Raw genomic sequence first — 13,610 nt, 5'->3', positions numbered from 1 at the left:
GCGTTCAGCGAGCGCCCCAATGGCCTCGTCAAGGGTGGTCACGGCCAGCGGCGCCCAGAGGACAGGTACGTCCTTCCCCTCGTCGGTCACGACCAGGGTTTATCCGACCATCACGCGAGACCCTCGCGAATTCGAGCGGTAGCGTCGGGCCATCGTTTCGCCAGTCAGCCGCCACCGGCAAGGTGCCGGGTTTCCAGCAGAGTGATCCCCAACCCAGGCAAACGATCGTCATGTCCCCCCTTTTCGCACCGCTACCTCGTAGTCGGCGGTAAATCTGCCGGTTCAAATAGTGGCAGCGCGGGATCGGCAGCCGCGACCGGAACGCGTCCATGTCCACGTGTATGATCTTCCTGGCTGAGTCCGCCATGCGCTCACAGTAGCGCGCTTCGAACAAAATGGGAACATGTTGTCGGCGCTTCCGGCTGGCGCCGGGTCTGTTCAGGCGACCAGTTTCACCTTCAGAGCGCGAAGCGCAGGGACGAGGCTCACGACGGTTTCGAGTTCGACTACCGGATCGGCGGCAAGCGACCCTGCGACAGCGCGGTCATAGACTGCGACGCAGTCCTGACGCTTACGCAGACGCGATCGGTAGAGGATGCCGTCGAGGTCGGTCTTGTCATAGATTTCCTGGCTGAAGGCCCGAGCCTCATCCTGTGCTTTGGCCCCGACGATATCGGTCGTGACCCCAAGCTCGAAGCACCCGTTTCCGCGCAGGTCGAGCACCCGCAGCGGCGCCGTCGCGCGCACCTCGCACAAACCCCAGTCCGCAATGTCGCTGACCGCCAGCTCGCGAGCCACGGTTCCTTCGAAGCGATCGCGAATGATGGTTTCCGCGAGGCTCGTCGGCAGATCCTTGGCGATATAGATCAGCTTGAAGGCGTCCCTGGGACTAGCAAATCGGGTTTTGCCGAACCCCATGCCAAGCGGCGTCGCGCGGTGCGCCCAAGGCGTCGTACGGAGGTAGGCCGCCGGCTGGAAGCGGCGGATCAGCGAGGCGATAACCGCCGGATCGAGGGCCATCAGCTCACACGAAGTCGCGGTCGGCCACCTGCGCGACCCGCTGCCGCCCGCCCTTTGTTCGGAGGATCTCCAACGGCGTGTGCTCGTTCAGCGCCCCGTGCTGCTGGCGGAGCCAGAGCCAGGCGGATCTGGCGTCGGGCGCTACCTTGAGCACGTCGCTGATGCCCTCGAGCGGACGCGCGTCAACGAACTGCTCAAGCGGGTACGCGAGTTTACGTTCGCCGCGGAGCAGCCCGATGACCACCCCGCGCTGCTGCCAATTGCTCAACGTGGAACGCGGAATGCCGAGCTGCTCTTCGATTTCACCAGCTCCGGCGACCGGGCCTGCCCAGCTGTCGAGCGGCTTGGCGGTGGCGTACCGATCGAGACGTACCCGCCCCTCTTCGAGGCTTACGCGCTCGCCGAGACCACTGCCCTGGCTTGTCTCGACCTTGCCGGCCTCTTCGACATAACGGCGCGTCGACGAGCGTCGGGCGCCGCGGGTGGCCTGGATGAGCGCCTCTCGGAGTTCGCCTTTGGCGTTCACGAGCTTTCGGCGCTTCGCATCCGGCAGTTCGGCCAGCACGTCGGACACGACCGCGATGATCTTGGCCATAGTTCGTACATTGCCCGCAGGAGCGCCGGGGTTATGCTGCTGGAGAGCGGCACGCACCTCGCCCTCGCTCAAACTGTGGAGCCTGATTTCATCGTTGGTGAGCAAGGCAGCGCTGGACATCGTCGACCTCCGTGATCAGCCTACATAACACCGATCGCACGGATTGTCCACTTTGCCTAACATTCGGGCCCAGTTTAGCGAGTTCTACGGACCGTGCTAGTCAGGGACATGGACGAGTACCCTCCTCCCTGGGTGGCCCTGCCCGATCTGCAGCCAGAAGATCCGGCGACGCAGCGACTCGCCGAAACGTAAATTGTTCTGAACTGGTATCCGTTCTGGAGGTCGCTGACGCCCGCGCAGAAGGCGTCCTACCTCGATCGCTGGCATGCGTCCGTAGAGTGGCGCGACGCAATTGCCGCACGCTATGATGCCGAGCCGATCATGTTGGCGCACGAAGCCAAGGAGGGGGCCGCAGCCTTTAGCGCCCGCGAGCCGAAGCGGCGATCTTGGTGGAAGCTATGGCGACAAGAAGCGCGCGCTGGCGAGAGGCATTTCCGCGGCGGCCTTAGCCCGCCCTCCGGCTCTGAGCGGATTCAGAGGCACCCTGAATGCAATGCTCGGGGTCGACGTAACCACGATGGGTATTTGGTCGTTGAGCCTTCATCCTGTGGGAGACGATCATGACGAAGCTGAGCACTGAAGATCGCGACGAGCTGGACAAAGGCTCTTTCGCTTTCCCGAAGCAGCGCAAGGAACCGCTCGAGAACGCCAGCCACGTGCGGAATGCCGTATCCCGGTTCAATCAGGTGAAAGACGTCAGTGACGACGAGCGTGATGCGGCATGGAAGAGGATCGAGGCCGCCGCGAAGAAGCACGGGGTCGACCTTCAGGAGAAGAGCTGGCGCGAGATCGGGAAGAAGTAGCCCTTTGCCCCTGATGTCGTCGTCGGTGGATCGCGTTTGATGAAAACGGCAGCGGAAGGCATGGCCGACCTTTTCGGTTCTACACGGCTGCCCGGGCTATCGGCCATGCCCGCTATCGTGTCGCCGGAGCAAGCGACGGAGCTGACGAAGCGGATCGATGCCACCGAGCTGTCACCCTTTCGCTTCCAGGGTTGGCTCGGCAAGCGGCTGACCTTCTCCTTTGGTCTGGGTTACGACTTCGACGCCGCCAGATTGGAGGTTGCCGAGCCGATCCCAGACTGGCTTCAGCCGCTGCGCGAGCGCGCGGCGGACTTCGCGGAGCTTGGTCCACGCGGGCTGACGCAGGCACTCCTCATCCGCTACGATCCCGGCGCGGGAATCGGCTGGCACCGCGACCGTCCTCACTACGAGCATGTGATCGGCATCTCGCTCGGCGCTCCAGCGACGATGCGCTTTCGGCGTCGGTCGGAAGCAAGGTTTGAACGGGTGAATGTCCCGCTGGAGCCGCGCGGGATCTACCATCTATCCGGAGAGGCGCGGCATGCCTGGGAGCACAGCATCGCCGAGATGACGGATACGCGGTGGTCCATTACGTTCCGCAGCCTGTCGGCAACCGGCATGCGCGCTCTGGAGCGAGCGGCGGCCGCTGCCGGATCATGACGAGGTAGGCGACAGGACGCTTGAAAGTGGGTGGCTAGAGCGGCGAGGTCTCCTCATATCGTCCCGCGCGGCGAAGCTGCCGGGCGACGCCATTGGATGCTGCAGTCACCCCTGTGCCCGGCCGAAGTCGTTCTCCTGGCTCGCTGCATCCCAGTACAATTCGAGCGGCCAACGCTCCGGGCAATGCGGTAGCAGGCAGCGGAGCGCCAGTCGGACCTCTACACCGTCCACTCGGACAACCGGCATGATCCGGCGCCAGGCTCCGCATTGGCCACCCGCCGCTAAGCCCCCTCGCCGATCGGCTGGTCGATGCGCAGGTCGACGAGGCCGTTCGGGGTGGGGGAAAAAGACGAGCGACCACGCGCCGGTTTGGGTGAGTCTTGCCGACAAACCTCGCCGGAGGCGCAGGGCGACGGACAGCTGATCGACACGCTGAATCACCGCTGGCTTATTGATTCAAACATCCCGTTGGACCATGCGCCGCAAGGTTCGCATTGTTCTACCTATGTTCGAGATGCCCACGCAGCTGGTAGACTGGCACTGCGCACTCCAGGCAGTCGATCCGGCGCACAATGTTGCTCGTGCTTACCGCATCGAGACAACGCGCGATCTGTTCGGTCATATCATCGTTGAGCTGGGTTGGGGTCGCATCGGTCGCCGCGGGTCAGGTCTGACGATTTCCTTTTCGGATGAAGAAGCTGCACGCCGTTTCGTTCAGCGAACCCTGACTCGGCGAGCGAGCGCGCCACGTCGCATCGGCGTTGCTTATGCGCTTCTGGAAACACCCGCAGACGCATGCGGGAAGAGCAGGATGGCAGTCAAACCGTCGACCACAGTACCACCCACGCTTTGACGAGCCGAGATCACCTACCAAGTCACATCTTGGGCTTGATGTTGTCCGGTTTCGCCGGGTCCTCCCGGCTTTCAAGGGAAGCGGGCTTGTCTACTTTGGATTGCTTGATCACACCTCCGTCCGGGTTGTGCTGCTGCGCAAAGCGAGACGCTGCGAACGCCTCAATCCGTTGCGCAAGTGCCGCATCTTCCGGATTGCCTGACGCGCGCAGGCGGCCGGCGGCCGCGGCGTACACTCGCACCGTATAGGGGTCGATCGTCCCGGACTGTGTCTTTGTCGGTAAGGCCCCGGTCATCTTCGCCTGAGCCCGCCGCTTCTCCTTCTGACGGTGCACTTCGGTACGATCGTGCTTCACGCGCGGGCCCCGGGCGATCTGCGGCGTCGCATCCGCGTCGATGCCGCGCATCCGCAGTTCGAGCGCCATCGTACGACGAAGGTAGAGAAGATCATCCTTGTTGATCCGGAGGGACTCTCCGTGATGCGAGACGGCGCGGACCGTTAGATGAACATGAGGGTGCGGGCGATCGGTGTGGAGCGCGTAGACGTAATCGTAGCGGTCTCCGAACACATGCCGAGCGGTGGCTGAGACGGCGTTGCGCAGCGCGATGGCGTCCGTCCCTGGCGGCATGGAGAATTGCAAGCGGCGGGCATCCGGACCCCGGTAACGCCGTTCGCCGTCGAAGGCGTCCTGGTTCTGCTCGTGCCATTCGTCGGCCAGTTCCTCGAGCTGAGCGTTGTCGGTGTAGAGCACGCCGTCCTGGTCGAGGATCTCCTCCTCGCAGTTGCGGGAGATGTACGTCATGTTCTGGTAGGTGTGGGCAGCGCCGAAAGTTGGCTTCGTCACCTTGACCATCACCTGCGGCGCGCGCCGCTCCAGGCGGGCGAACTGCTCGGCAGTCTGCTTCGTCGAGGGCCGGAATGGCAGCGAGAGAAGGGCAGCCGCGAACCCCTTGTCCCCTCCCCCGCCCTTCCGGGTCTTCGGGTGCGTCGGTCGCCAGACGTACCAGGCGGCGCGGAGCTCCTCATAGCTCGACATCAGACCTGCTCATTCGGCGTCGGCTCTGCCACGGACGGATGAAGGTCGACGTCCTGCTGGTCTGACGTTTTCAGGCGAAGGTAGCGCCGCTCGCGGCCCATGTGGCGATCGATCTCGGCCGTGAGACCCTCGAGCGCTTTTACCTGTGCCGGCAGTGAGGCAACGCCTTGGGCGAGCTCATCAGCGGTCATCGCGCCGCGATCTCGGAGCGTGCGCTCGGTCGGACGCGCGAACTCGTTCGCGGCGCGCGCGATCTGGTTGATGTTGACGCCGATGCGACGAAGCTCGCTGCGGATAAGACTGAGCGCCCTCGCCGTGTCGGCCGGCGGCGCCTTCCGGAGACCGAGCCACTGGCGGATCAGGACGGTGCAGAACTGCGCTGGTTTGAGCCCGAACGCTTGCGAGTGATGCTCGACCGCAAGAACCTCCTCGGCGGGCAAGGTTAGCTGGAAGCGGAGGCTCTTCGGGCGCTTCGGTTCAGGGGGTCGAAGGTGCGCGTTTTTCGCGCCCGCATGCTGGCGCCCGAACTCCCGGCGATGCCGATCCTTCACGTCAGGCCGGGTGAGGAAGGCGTAGAGCTCAAGCTCCCGGATCCGGCCGTTCCGCTGCTCATCGGCGCGCGCGGGCGCCCCCGAATCCGCGAGTTCCCGCTCCAAAGCGCGCCGAAATATGGCGCTCAGCGGCAGACCGGACGCCTGCGCGAGGTCGCGGAGCCGCTTCTCCTGATCGTCGCCGAGACGCGCTGCCACGATACCCATTCTCACCCTACCTGTTAAACATCATCACAGCCACGCCTATCCCGCCATAAACTACCCTATAACCCCTAGGTTCTACAACACTTCGAGTTTTCAGACACTTGGACAAGTAGACGCGGAGGGGGTGGTCCGGGTGGGCGTAAGCCCCCGAAATGCCTTTACGTTGCGCGCTGGAAGCGGTGCAATGCGGCACTTCGGCAGGCGCAGAGATTCCCACGTGGGAATCTCTCACGGCCCGCTGGAGGGAGCAGGACGGCCCGCTGTGGCTAGACCGTAAACGTCTGAATCGCCCGCAGCTCGGCTAAGGCCACTTGGACAGGCGCTGCGTGCTCGTCGAAGAGAACTGTCAGCTTCCCCGGTGCCGCGGCGCCGCCGAACACGACGTGACCGTGACCGAGAGTGGAATGATCTACGATCATCCGTCCCACAGTCGGCAAGTCGGCGGGCTCGTCCTTGGCTGTGGGTTTGCGAGGCCTCTCGCTCGCACCCACAGCCGGGAGGTCCCTCCCGCCCTCCCCGCCCTTCCCGGCCGAGCTGATGCTTGAGGCGCCGTGATCGCCTTCGCCCTGGCGTGCGGGGATAGCCGCTTCGGTCCGCGACCCGATCGTCTCGATCAACGGGCGGGTGATAAGCTCGGTCTGAATAGAGGTCACGAGATCGCGGCTCTCGTCGGGATGGTCACGCCACTTTAGGAGTAGGCCGTAGGCGTTGCGCGAGCCGATCGTGTCGACGATGGCGCGCAGCTCGGGAGGCGCCTCGGCGAGCTTGAGCAACTCGGAAACCCGGTTTGCGGGCTTGGCGAGGGCGACGGCGATTTCCTTGCCGGACATCCCGAAGGACGAGAGACGGGCGACCGCGAGGATCAGCTCCGAAGCGGTGAGGCCACTACGCTGCTCGTTTTCCACGATTTGGTTGACGAGTGCATCCCGCGCCTCGAATGGCGTCGAGCGCACCAGCGCCCGGATCGTTGGCAGCCCGGCGAGCTTGCTCGCGCGCCAGCGCCGCTCCCCCATGCTGATCGTAAAGCGATCGCCCGCCTTAATGAGCACGATCGGCTGAAGCTGCCCGCGGCTGCGAAGGCTCTCTGCCATTTCCTTGAGCTCAGCCTGGTTGAAATCGCGGCGGGGCTGGTCCGGGTCAGGATCGATCAGGTCGACCTTAATTGTCTCGACGAACTGGGGAGCGTCATCCCCGGTCTTGAGACGGCCTCCATGGCCGCTGCCTGACGCCAGTCTGGCTATGCGCTCGTCACGCCTCGTAACCATCGCCGCCTCGCTCAAGAATGTCACCGAAGAGCGTCTGGAGTTCGGCGGTGCGAGCGCGCTTGTCGCGCTGCTCCGGGATCTGCCACGGCGGGATGCACTGCGCGATGCCGCGCTGGAACGCCTCACGATCGTGGAACGGCATGGAGAGCATCCGGTCCCGGTGCCGCATCTTCGCTTCTTCGAGCACGGCCTTGTGCGTGGTATTGCCGTCGTAACGTGCGGCAACGATCCCGCAGTCAACGAGCGGCGTCGTGCGGAACTTGTTGAAGGACTCGACGGTGGCATCGGTGATGTCGACGCCGTCGATGCCGCTGCTGCTCATGTCGAGCGGCATGACGAGGTTGTCGGCCCACACTAGCGCGATCGCGTGGTGTGCCGAGAAGGTCGGAGCCAGATCGAAGACGACATTGTCATAAAGTGGCTCCGGCTCGGAAATACCGCTGATGTGGTCGAGCGCTGCGATCGCATCGTCCACATCGCTGTCTTCAAGGACCGCGGCCGTGCTGACGCGGACGATGTCGAACCCGGTCGATGGTACGGGGCGCTTACCCTTGGTCCATGGCGAATCGGGGTCGATGATGTCGGCCATGTCACCGAGCGTGTTAGGCTTGTAGGCAGCTTCCTTGCCCGCATAGCGCGTCAGGATGTTTGCCGCATTCGCTTGCGGATCGAGATCGACGAACAAGACGCGTCGTTCGAGCTTGCGCAGGAACCAGGCGAAATGAACGGCGAGCGTTGTCTTCGCGGCGCCGCCCTTGCTGACGAAGAAGATGTAGCTCTTCACGATAATCCTCTCGTGGGTTCCAGGGGCAAGGCCCCTACCCTTCTCGGCCACCCGGCTTCGCGTCCTGCGCTTCCTGCTCTTCGACGAAAAGCTGGAGGGCCCGGCTGACAATGTCACCCAGCGGCCGACGAAGGCGCCAGCCGAGGTCCTCCAGCAGCTGTTTGTCGCTTGGCCGCACGCGAACGGAGACCCGCGCGGTGAACTCCGACTTTGGCCGCTCGACCGGCGGCTCAACCCGCGGCGCCTCGCGCGACACGAAGCCCAGCCGCTCACCGGCCTGCTGAGCGGCCTGGGACTGTTCGGGCGAAGGCTTCTGAACCGGTGGGTCGGTCAGGTCCGAGACGTCCCACATTCCTTTAATGCCGGCGGGCTTTTGGACTTCGTTGGTCATACCCCCCTCCCCTGCTTGGCTGCGCGCAACACGCCAATCACTTCTTCCGCAAAGTCCTGCGCATTCTGCTTGGCGGTCACGAGGCTCGCGACGGCAGCACTGTCCAGCGTGTCCAAGGTGCCGCCGTGCGTAAAGAGGCTTTTGTACGCCTCGCGCTCGGCAAGCTGGGTCTTGAATGCAGGTATGCTCTGCTCGTCGAGTTCCGCAGCGATCGACTTGAAGTTCCTCGACCGGATGCGCTGGCTGGCGGGCACGCGGTTGAACAGGACCCTGTAGGGGACCGGGCGACCCATCGCCCTTGCAGTGTTGTGGATCAGGGAGATCGCCCGTGCCGCCTGCTCTGCATCGAGCAGCGAGGCTTGAACGGGAATGATCGCGAGGTTGGACATCTGGATCGCGTTCGTGACCCGGGCCGAAGCCACGCCTTCGAGGTCAACTATAACAAAGGCCGATCGCTCGCTGGCCGCGGCGATCGCATCGACGATCGTCGACTCTCCCTTGTCGGAGACGACATCAAGGTTGTTGGGGGCATTGCCGTGCTTGGCCCAGCGGCTGAGTGGAAGATTAGGGTCGGCGTCGACGATCGTGACGTTCTGCTCGATCGAGCTGGCAAGCTCGGTCGCCAGAATGAGCGCAGAGGTTGTCTTCCCTACACCGCCCTTTGGAGACACAAACGAGATAATCGGCACAAGAAACCTCCTGTCTGACGCCTGTCCGACACGGCGGACGGGTCTGTCACGCGTGACATGACCTCTGGGGTAAACACGGCGGTCGTGGCGGTCAAGTCTGACGTGGCCGGCGCGGCCTACGCGTCTGTCGCGCGTGACAGGCCCGTCACGGCGGGCGCGACTGCCGTCGCGGACAGAGCGGACGCGACCGCCTAGTCCGCCATGACCGGCGCGACGGTCGCGACTGTCGCGACTCCTGCGTCCGTCGCGTCCGCCGCGTCTGCCGCGCTGAACGTGACCGACATTGCTGCCTTATCCGGCGCGACCGACAGGCCGGACGTGCAAGTCGTGGCGGACACGACGGACAGGTGCGCCGAGCTCGGCCGCAGCGGTACCATCCGTCGCGAGCGTCGCGTCCGCCGCGGACATTCTCGCGAAGCTGAGGTGCGGCCTGACTTGAGGTCTAGCGGAGACCCTAACGCTCTGGAACCCGAGTCTGCCGCGACAGCCACAGCGGTCACGTCGGTCGCGTCGGACATATCAGACACGACCGACGCGCCCGACGATGGAGGGAAGGGGTAGGGGGCTGGCGTTAACCCACCCGGGCCTGATCGAGCTTCCCGCTCCGCCTTACGCGCAAGCAGGTCGATTCCGTTGACGACGTGCCGCACGAAGGCCGCGGCCAGGAGGAAACGGAGTGTGTGCCCCTGCCCAAACTACAACACCGCCGCAGATGCTGATGGTTTTCGGGCCGGCACTAGCCGCAGCAGAGCCATGTCCGATCGCCTGAAAAGCGCGCAGGTGGAGAACGTGCCCAGAATGCACCGCCCTCGATGTCGGCCACAACGGAGCATCGCGTCCGGGCCCGTCCGCTTCTTCGTCAACCTTCGCGCGTACGAGTCACGCAGAGGGGCAGGGGGGTAACGGCGTTCGACGGTTATGTGGCACCCATGGGATCGCTAGACACCCGTCATACCCGAATGGCAGGATCGTGGAGCACCGAAGCGGCGAGGTCGACTGGAGATGATGCTTGGCTGCCTGCTCCTCGGAGACAGCATCGCGGATGGCACGGCTTTGGCTCTACGGGCAATCGCCGGCGACCGCTGTGCGATCGTAGCCAAGAGGGGTGCCGCGACGGACTGGATCGCGAGTGCCAATCCGAAAGGCCAGTATGACACGGTCGTGCTGTCGAGCGGGTCCAACGATGCCGAAGTGCCAGGGCTCGAAGAACGCCTGATCGGATTGCGCGCCGGCATCGTCGCGCGCCAGGTCGTATGGTTGCTGCCCTACAACAGGCGCGCAGCGGAGTTGGTGCGCCGTGTTGCGGTCACCCACTGCGATCGGTGGGTTGACCTGATCGGGGTGCCCACAACCGATGGCGTACATCCGCGAAGCTACCTTCCGGTGGCGCTAGCGGCCGAGTGGTTCATCTCGGGCACGGCGAAGAGTGATCCGGCGAGCGCCACGGAGGCGCGGAGCTCGCCGCCACCGAACTGGGTCATCTCGCAGGGACCCAGTTCGGTCCTCGTGTTCAAGTGAAGTGTCGAACTCTCCGATAGGGAGGTTGTCTCGATCCATCAGCGCCACCTAGAGAGGGCGAGGAGGAGAGTCCGATGATCCGTTTGTTGCACACGGCCGCAGCAGCCGTGACGATCATGGCGCTGGCGCCGTTGGAACCGGCGAGCGGGCAAACGCAGGCACAACAGGACCGCCTCAGCCGCGTGGCACAGTTCGTCGTGACAGCACCTATGTGCGAACGTCTCGGGATGAGCCTCGACCCTGACCTTCCCACCAAAGCGGAAAGCGCCTTGCAGCAGGAGACGGGGGCTTGGAACGTCGATCCTTCTACGATCGAACGGCTGAAGGGCGAAGCTGTCACCCGGCAAGGCGCAATGCTCAAGACCGACCTGGAGACGGTATCCGAAGGCGCGAAGACCGCTCCGCAGCTTCAAGCGCTGAAGGGTGTGCTGCTGGGCTACGGCCGTACCTGCATGGCCGCTGTCACGGATCCCATATTCTCGCACCTGATCCTTCCTCCGCCCGGATATGATCTTGAAACGGCGGCAACGACTGCGAGTGATGCCATGCTGCAAGCAGGGGGCCTGGCAAGTTGGCAAACCCCTCGTATTCAGGCGCATGGGGATATGATGATGCTGGCGGGCACGTGCCGATCCAAGATCGGTGCGGCTCGGTCCGACGCCCTGATGAAAGAGTTCGGACATTCGGAGGACGCTCGGGTGCGCAGCTATTATTCGAAGTCCTTCGATGAGGGGCTGGCCGACCCCACGATCATCGCGTCGGTCGACGGCTGCACTCGGGCGATCCAGCAGACGCGCCTCAAGGCGCGCTAGCGGCTACTGGCCTCAACCGATCCCTGGTGGCTTGAGCTGCTCGCTATAGCGGCCTGTTTCGGTAACGTCGGCTGCAGGCTTTGCGACCGGGACGTCGAAACGATGCCCGTCGCCGAGCTGCTTGACGACCGCGGCGATCATCTTGTTTCGGACCTCGGGAAGGTCGGCAAGGTTGCGGCCGAGCTGCTCCACGGCGGACCTGAAGCCGAGCTCGAGCGTGAGCTGCGCGTCTCGCAGCCATGGGTCGTCGAGACGCTCTCGTGGCGCCTTGTCGAGGAAGGATTGGGCGAGCGCCTGGTTGCGGATCACGGTCGCCATCGGGCCGTAGTCGGCGTGTTGGGCGGCCCTCGAGGCCGCGATCCATTGGTCCCGGTCGAACTTGCCTGGATCGAGCGGGTGACCGGCCTGAGCGGCGAGCTGGCGGAGATACTCGAGTTGGGTCCGACCATTGCCCTCGCGAAAGGGGTGAGCATAGTTGACGTCGCCGAGGATCTCGCCGGCTTTGGCGGCGAAGGCGTCGGTTCCAAGGTTGCGCAGAAAGTCGGCCTTCTGCAGGCGCCTATGGATGTCGGAAAAGCCGGTTTCGATGAAGTGGAGCGGCTGGAACTCGCTGTCGCCCTTCAGGACGTCAACGGTGCGGAGCTGTCCCGCCCAGGAGTAGATGTCCTGGAAGAGGTGGCTGTGAATGGCGCTAGCGTGGGCGAGGTCGAAGGTCCCGCTAGGAACGCCTTCGCGGGCGCGCTGCGCAGTCAGCAGACGTTCGGCTCGATCGAGATGGTCTGCATCCGTGATGCCGAGCTTGTTGCGAAGTACCGATGTCCCGGGAATGACGTAGGGATCGGCACCCCTCATTCGGCCACGGTCTGAGACCGATCGCCGACGTGATCGAGGATATACTGTCGGCAGCGCTCGTGCGGCCAACGCTCGCGCTCGAACATTTCGAACATCGCGACGTCTTCGTCGGTGAGCGGATTGCTCTCGATCTCGAGCAGGCCCATGAACGAAATGCGGCGCGCGCGGGTAGCGGCGACTTGGTCCTCGGAGAGGTGATCGATGGTCATGTCGATGATCCTTTGCGCTCGAAATCCTTAGCACATCCGGGTGCTTCAAGCGAGCAACGGGAGCGGCCTCTCCTCTGCGGAAAGGCCACCGAGCGGCCCGCGGTGGCGCATCACTCCTCCCAGAGCGGCTTGCGCCGGCGGCTGCGCTTTGCGGCCCGGCGCGGAGCGGGGAGCCCGTGTGCCGCGATCTCCGAGTTGATCGCCGCGAGATCCACCAGCCATGCCTGAGTGCGTGTGGTCTGATCGAGCATGTGAACCTCCGTCTGTTCGTTTGAAGACGGGGTCGACAGGACGATCGGGCTTGGTCGGGGTCAGGGACCGCGTCAGCGGCCGCGAAGCGGGGCGGGGGGGTGCCGATTTTCTCGGGCAGGCGCGCAGCGCCTGATCGTGAAATTGGGGGCACCGCGCATCCTTGACGCCGGCCACGCCCGATTGGGACGATAGACGGGCGTCGACGATAGTTCTTGAAACGTTGGTGGAGCGTGCGACCGCTCGACCTGGCCGCCCTTCCGGCTGCGAGGGGGAAGAACCCCGGCGGAGGAACGCCGGGGTCGCGACGTGTCACCGCTCGTCGGCGCGCATGATGGTGAGAACGCGCACGGTCTTGAACGGATCGGCCGGGTCCTCCGAGCCGGCCGAAAGGTCGAGGTCGTAATAGTCGATCTTCCAGAGGCACGCCGTGGTCTCGAACTCGAATGAACCCATGTCATGCTCTCCATAAGGATCGATGCCGGGCGTGAACTCAGCGAAGTCGCGGACAGCCCGCATCAGCGCGGCGCGCTTTTGAAAGCCCCGGAACAATCCCACGTCGCCGATCAGGTCCGCGACCCCGGCGGTCATCACGACGCGGTTGTTGCCAGGATTGGCGATGTTGTCGCGCAGCCAGTCGTTCAGGCGTGCGATCTCACCGGCACCGCCTGCGGCGCGATCATGTTGGGGTGTCTGCTCGGCCATGATGGTCTCCTTGCCACTGACCCCGCCGATCGGGGCCTTTCGACAGGCAACACGACCGCCGAGGCATAACTCGGCCGTGCACCCGCAAGGGTCGCAACGGAGTGGAGAAGCCCGCCTGCGGGCTTGCGCGGTTGAGCGCCTCGGCAAGGACGTAGGAGCCCGAAATGCCCCACGGATCTGCGGCCCGGGGGGAGACCAGGCCGAGCTTGGCTGCTGGACGAATGCGGAAAGGGAGGGCTATCGCTCTCTGATGGAGATCGGGGCAGACATCCTAACGCTGTGGCCACGCTGGAT

The 13,610-nt window shown here is 64.4% G+C and carries 18 protein-coding genes; 5 read left to right on the top strand and 13 right to left on the bottom strand.

Annotated features, from left to right (window positions below):
• Positions 1–438: 438 nt before the first annotated feature.
• Together L8G49_RS18375 and L8G49_RS18370 are read right to left on the bottom strand one after the other, a co-directional pair.
• Positions 439–1,020, bottom strand: a complete 582-nt coding sequence (locus tag L8G49_RS18375; RefSeq protein ID WP_242187211.1) for an RES family NAD+ phosphorylase — start codon at positions 1,018–1,020, stop codon at positions 439–441.
• Between the two features lie 4 nt (positions 1,021–1,024).
• Positions 1,025–1,735 carry an antitoxin Xre/MbcA/ParS toxin-binding domain-containing protein gene (locus L8G49_RS18370; protein ID WP_242187210.1) on the bottom strand — a complete coding sequence of 237 codons (711 nt, stop codon included), beginning with the start codon at positions 1,733–1,735 and terminating at the stop codon, positions 1,025–1,027.
• Between the two features lie 560 nt (positions 1,736–2,295).
• Between L8G49_RS18370 and L8G49_RS18365 the strand changes: the two genes are divergently transcribed.
• The 3 genes from L8G49_RS18365 (at position 2,296) to L8G49_RS18355 (ending at position 4,051) form a co-directional block, all read left to right on the top strand.
• Positions 2,296–2,538, top strand: coding sequence for a DUF6582 domain-containing protein (locus L8G49_RS18365; RefSeq protein ID WP_242187209.1), 243 nt, complete (start codon positions 2,296–2,298; stop codon positions 2,536–2,538).
• 39 nt (positions 2,539–2,577) lie between these two features.
• Positions 2,578–3,198, top strand: a complete 621-nt coding sequence (locus tag L8G49_RS18360) for an alpha-ketoglutarate-dependent dioxygenase AlkB (protein WP_242187208.1) — start codon at positions 2,578–2,580, stop codon at positions 3,196–3,198.
• Positions 3,199–3,673: 475 nt separating this feature from the next.
• Complete coding sequence (locus L8G49_RS18355) at positions 3,674–4,051, top strand: WGR domain-containing protein (protein WP_347272082.1); 378 nt, start codon at positions 3,674–3,676, stop codon at positions 4,049–4,051.
• Between the two features lie 22 nt (positions 4,052–4,073).
• On the opposite strand, the gene L8G49_RS18350 is transcribed toward L8G49_RS18355, so the two are convergent.
• From L8G49_RS18350 to L8G49_RS18320, 7 genes are all read right to left on the bottom strand, one after another.
• Positions 4,074–5,087: a relaxase/mobilization nuclease domain-containing protein gene (locus L8G49_RS18350; RefSeq protein ID WP_242187207.1), complete on the bottom strand. Its 1,014-nt coding sequence runs from the start codon at positions 5,085–5,087 to the stop codon at positions 4,074–4,076.
• A complete protein-coding gene (gene mobC, locus L8G49_RS18345; protein ID WP_242187206.1) occupies positions 5,087–5,845 on the bottom strand; it encodes a plasmid mobilization relaxosome protein MobC in 759 nt (252 codons plus the stop codon). Before mobC ends, L8G49_RS18350 begins: the two co-directional genes overlap by 1 nt.
• Positions 5,846–6,108: 263 nt before the next feature.
• Positions 6,109–7,122, bottom strand: a complete 1,014-nt coding sequence (locus L8G49_RS18340; RefSeq protein WP_242187204.1) for a ParB/RepB/Spo0J family partition protein — start codon at positions 7,120–7,122, stop codon at positions 6,109–6,111.
• Positions 7,091–7,891: a ParA family protein gene (locus tag L8G49_RS18335; RefSeq protein ID WP_242187202.1), complete on the bottom strand. Its 801-nt coding sequence runs from the start codon at positions 7,889–7,891 to the stop codon at positions 7,091–7,093. The genes L8G49_RS18340 and L8G49_RS18335 overlap by 32 nt, the downstream gene beginning before the upstream one ends.
• Before the next feature lie 34 nt (positions 7,892–7,925).
• The gene (locus L8G49_RS18330; RefSeq protein ID WP_242187200.1) at positions 7,926–8,282 is read right to left on the bottom strand and encodes a hypothetical protein; all 357 of its coding nucleotides are present in this window, start codon (positions 8,280–8,282) and stop codon (positions 7,926–7,928) included.
• On the bottom strand, positions 8,279–8,971 hold the full coding sequence (locus L8G49_RS18325; protein WP_242187197.1) for a ParA family protein: 693 nt from the start codon (positions 8,969–8,971) through the stop codon (positions 8,279–8,281). Before L8G49_RS18325 ends, L8G49_RS18330 begins: the two co-directional genes overlap by 4 nt.
• Positions 8,972–9,162: 191 nt before the next feature.
• Positions 9,163–9,348: a hypothetical protein gene (locus L8G49_RS18320; protein WP_242187195.1), complete on the bottom strand. Its 186-nt coding sequence runs from the start codon at positions 9,346–9,348 to the stop codon at positions 9,163–9,165.
• Positions 9,349–9,973: 625 nt separating this feature from the next.
• Between L8G49_RS18320 and L8G49_RS18315 the strand changes: the two genes are divergently transcribed.
• Together L8G49_RS18315 and L8G49_RS18310 are read left to right on the top strand one after the other, a co-directional pair.
• The gene (locus L8G49_RS18315; protein ID WP_242187193.1) at positions 9,974–10,489 is read left to right on the top strand and encodes a hypothetical protein; all 516 of its coding nucleotides are present in this window, start codon (positions 9,974–9,976) and stop codon (positions 10,487–10,489) included.
• 74 nt (positions 10,490–10,563) lie between these two features.
• Complete coding sequence (locus tag L8G49_RS18310; RefSeq protein WP_242187191.1) at positions 10,564–11,301, top strand: hypothetical protein; 738 nt, start codon at positions 10,564–10,566, stop codon at positions 11,299–11,301.
• A 12-nt stretch (positions 11,302–11,313) separates the two neighbouring features.
• Here L8G49_RS18310 and L8G49_RS18305 read toward each other — a convergent pair whose 3' ends face one another.
• The 4 genes from L8G49_RS18305 to L8G49_RS18290 form a co-directional block, all read right to left on the bottom strand.
• Positions 11,314–12,153: a Fic family protein gene (locus L8G49_RS18305; RefSeq protein WP_242187189.1), complete on the bottom strand. Its 840-nt coding sequence runs from the start codon at positions 12,151–12,153 to the stop codon at positions 11,314–11,316.
• The gene (locus tag L8G49_RS18300; RefSeq protein WP_242187187.1) at positions 12,150–12,362 is read right to left on the bottom strand and encodes a hypothetical protein; all 213 of its coding nucleotides are present in this window, start codon (positions 12,360–12,362) and stop codon (positions 12,150–12,152) included. Before L8G49_RS18300 ends, L8G49_RS18305 begins: the two co-directional genes overlap by 4 nt.
• Positions 12,363–12,472: 110 nt before the next feature.
• Complete coding sequence (locus L8G49_RS18295) at positions 12,473–12,613, bottom strand: hypothetical protein (RefSeq protein ID WP_242187186.1); 141 nt, start codon at positions 12,611–12,613, stop codon at positions 12,473–12,475.
• 310 nt (positions 12,614–12,923) lie between these two features.
• Positions 12,924–13,316, bottom strand: a complete 393-nt coding sequence (locus L8G49_RS18290; RefSeq protein ID WP_242187184.1) for a DUF3768 domain-containing protein — start codon at positions 13,314–13,316, stop codon at positions 12,924–12,926.
• Positions 13,317–13,610: the final 294 nt, after the last annotated feature.

Origin of the sequence: Sphingomonas sp. CARO-RG-8B-R24-01, from assembly GCF_022662295.1 — a bacterium.
GTDB lineage: Bacteria > Pseudomonadota > Alphaproteobacteria > Sphingomonadales > Sphingomonadaceae > Sphingomonas.
Note: the sequence above shows the minus strand (reverse complement) of the source record. Positions and strands in the feature narration are given on the sequence as shown.

Bases quoted from the DNA above. Each gene is read 5' to 3' on its own strand.
- L8G49_RS18375 (WP_242187211.1), bottom strand. From the start codon at position 1,020: ATGGCCCTCGATCCGGCGGTTATCGCCTCGCTGATCCGCCGCTTCCAG.
- L8G49_RS18370 (WP_242187210.1), bottom strand. From the start codon at position 1,735: ATGTCCAGCGCTGCCTTGCTCACCAACGATGAAATCAGGCTCCACAGT.
- L8G49_RS18365 (WP_242187209.1), top strand. From the start codon at position 2,296: ATGACGAAGCTGAGCACTGAAGATCGCGACGAGCTGGACAAAGGCTCT.
- L8G49_RS18360 (WP_242187208.1), top strand. From the start codon at position 2,578: ATGAAAACGGCAGCGGAAGGCATGGCCGACCTTTTCGGTTCTACACGG.
- L8G49_RS18355 (WP_347272082.1), top strand. From the start codon at position 3,674: ATGCGCCGCAAGGTTCGCATTGTTCTACCTATGTTCGAGATGCCCACG.
- L8G49_RS18350 (WP_242187207.1), bottom strand. From the start codon at position 5,087: ATGTCGAGCTATGAGGAGCTCCGCGCCGCCTGGTACGTCTGGCGACCG.
- mobC (WP_242187206.1), bottom strand. From the start codon at position 5,845: ATGGGTATCGTGGCAGCGCGTCTCGGCGACGATCAGGAGAAGCGGCTC.
- L8G49_RS18330 (WP_242187200.1), bottom strand. From the start codon at position 8,282: ATGACCAACGAAGTCCAAAAGCCCGCCGGCATTAAAGGAATGTGGGAC.
- L8G49_RS18320 (WP_242187195.1), bottom strand. From the start codon at position 9,348: ATGGTACCGCTGCGGCCGAGCTCGGCGCACCTGTCCGTCGTGTCCGCC.
- L8G49_RS18315 (WP_242187193.1), top strand. From the start codon at position 9,974: ATGATGCTTGGCTGCCTGCTCCTCGGAGACAGCATCGCGGATGGCACG.
- L8G49_RS18310 (WP_242187191.1), top strand. From the start codon at position 10,564: ATGATCCGTTTGTTGCACACGGCCGCAGCAGCCGTGACGATCATGGCG.
- L8G49_RS18305 (WP_242187189.1), bottom strand. From the start codon at position 12,153: ATGAGGGGTGCCGATCCCTACGTCATTCCCGGGACATCGGTACTTCGC.
- L8G49_RS18300 (WP_242187187.1), bottom strand. From the start codon at position 12,362: ATGACCATCGATCACCTCTCCGAGGACCAAGTCGCCGCTACCCGCGCG.
- L8G49_RS18295 (WP_242187186.1), bottom strand. From the start codon at position 12,613: ATGCTCGATCAGACCACACGCACTCAGGCATGGCTGGTGGATCTCGCG.
- L8G49_RS18290 (WP_242187184.1), bottom strand. From the start codon at position 13,316: ATGGCCGAGCAGACACCCCAACATGATCGCGCCGCAGGCGGTGCCGGT.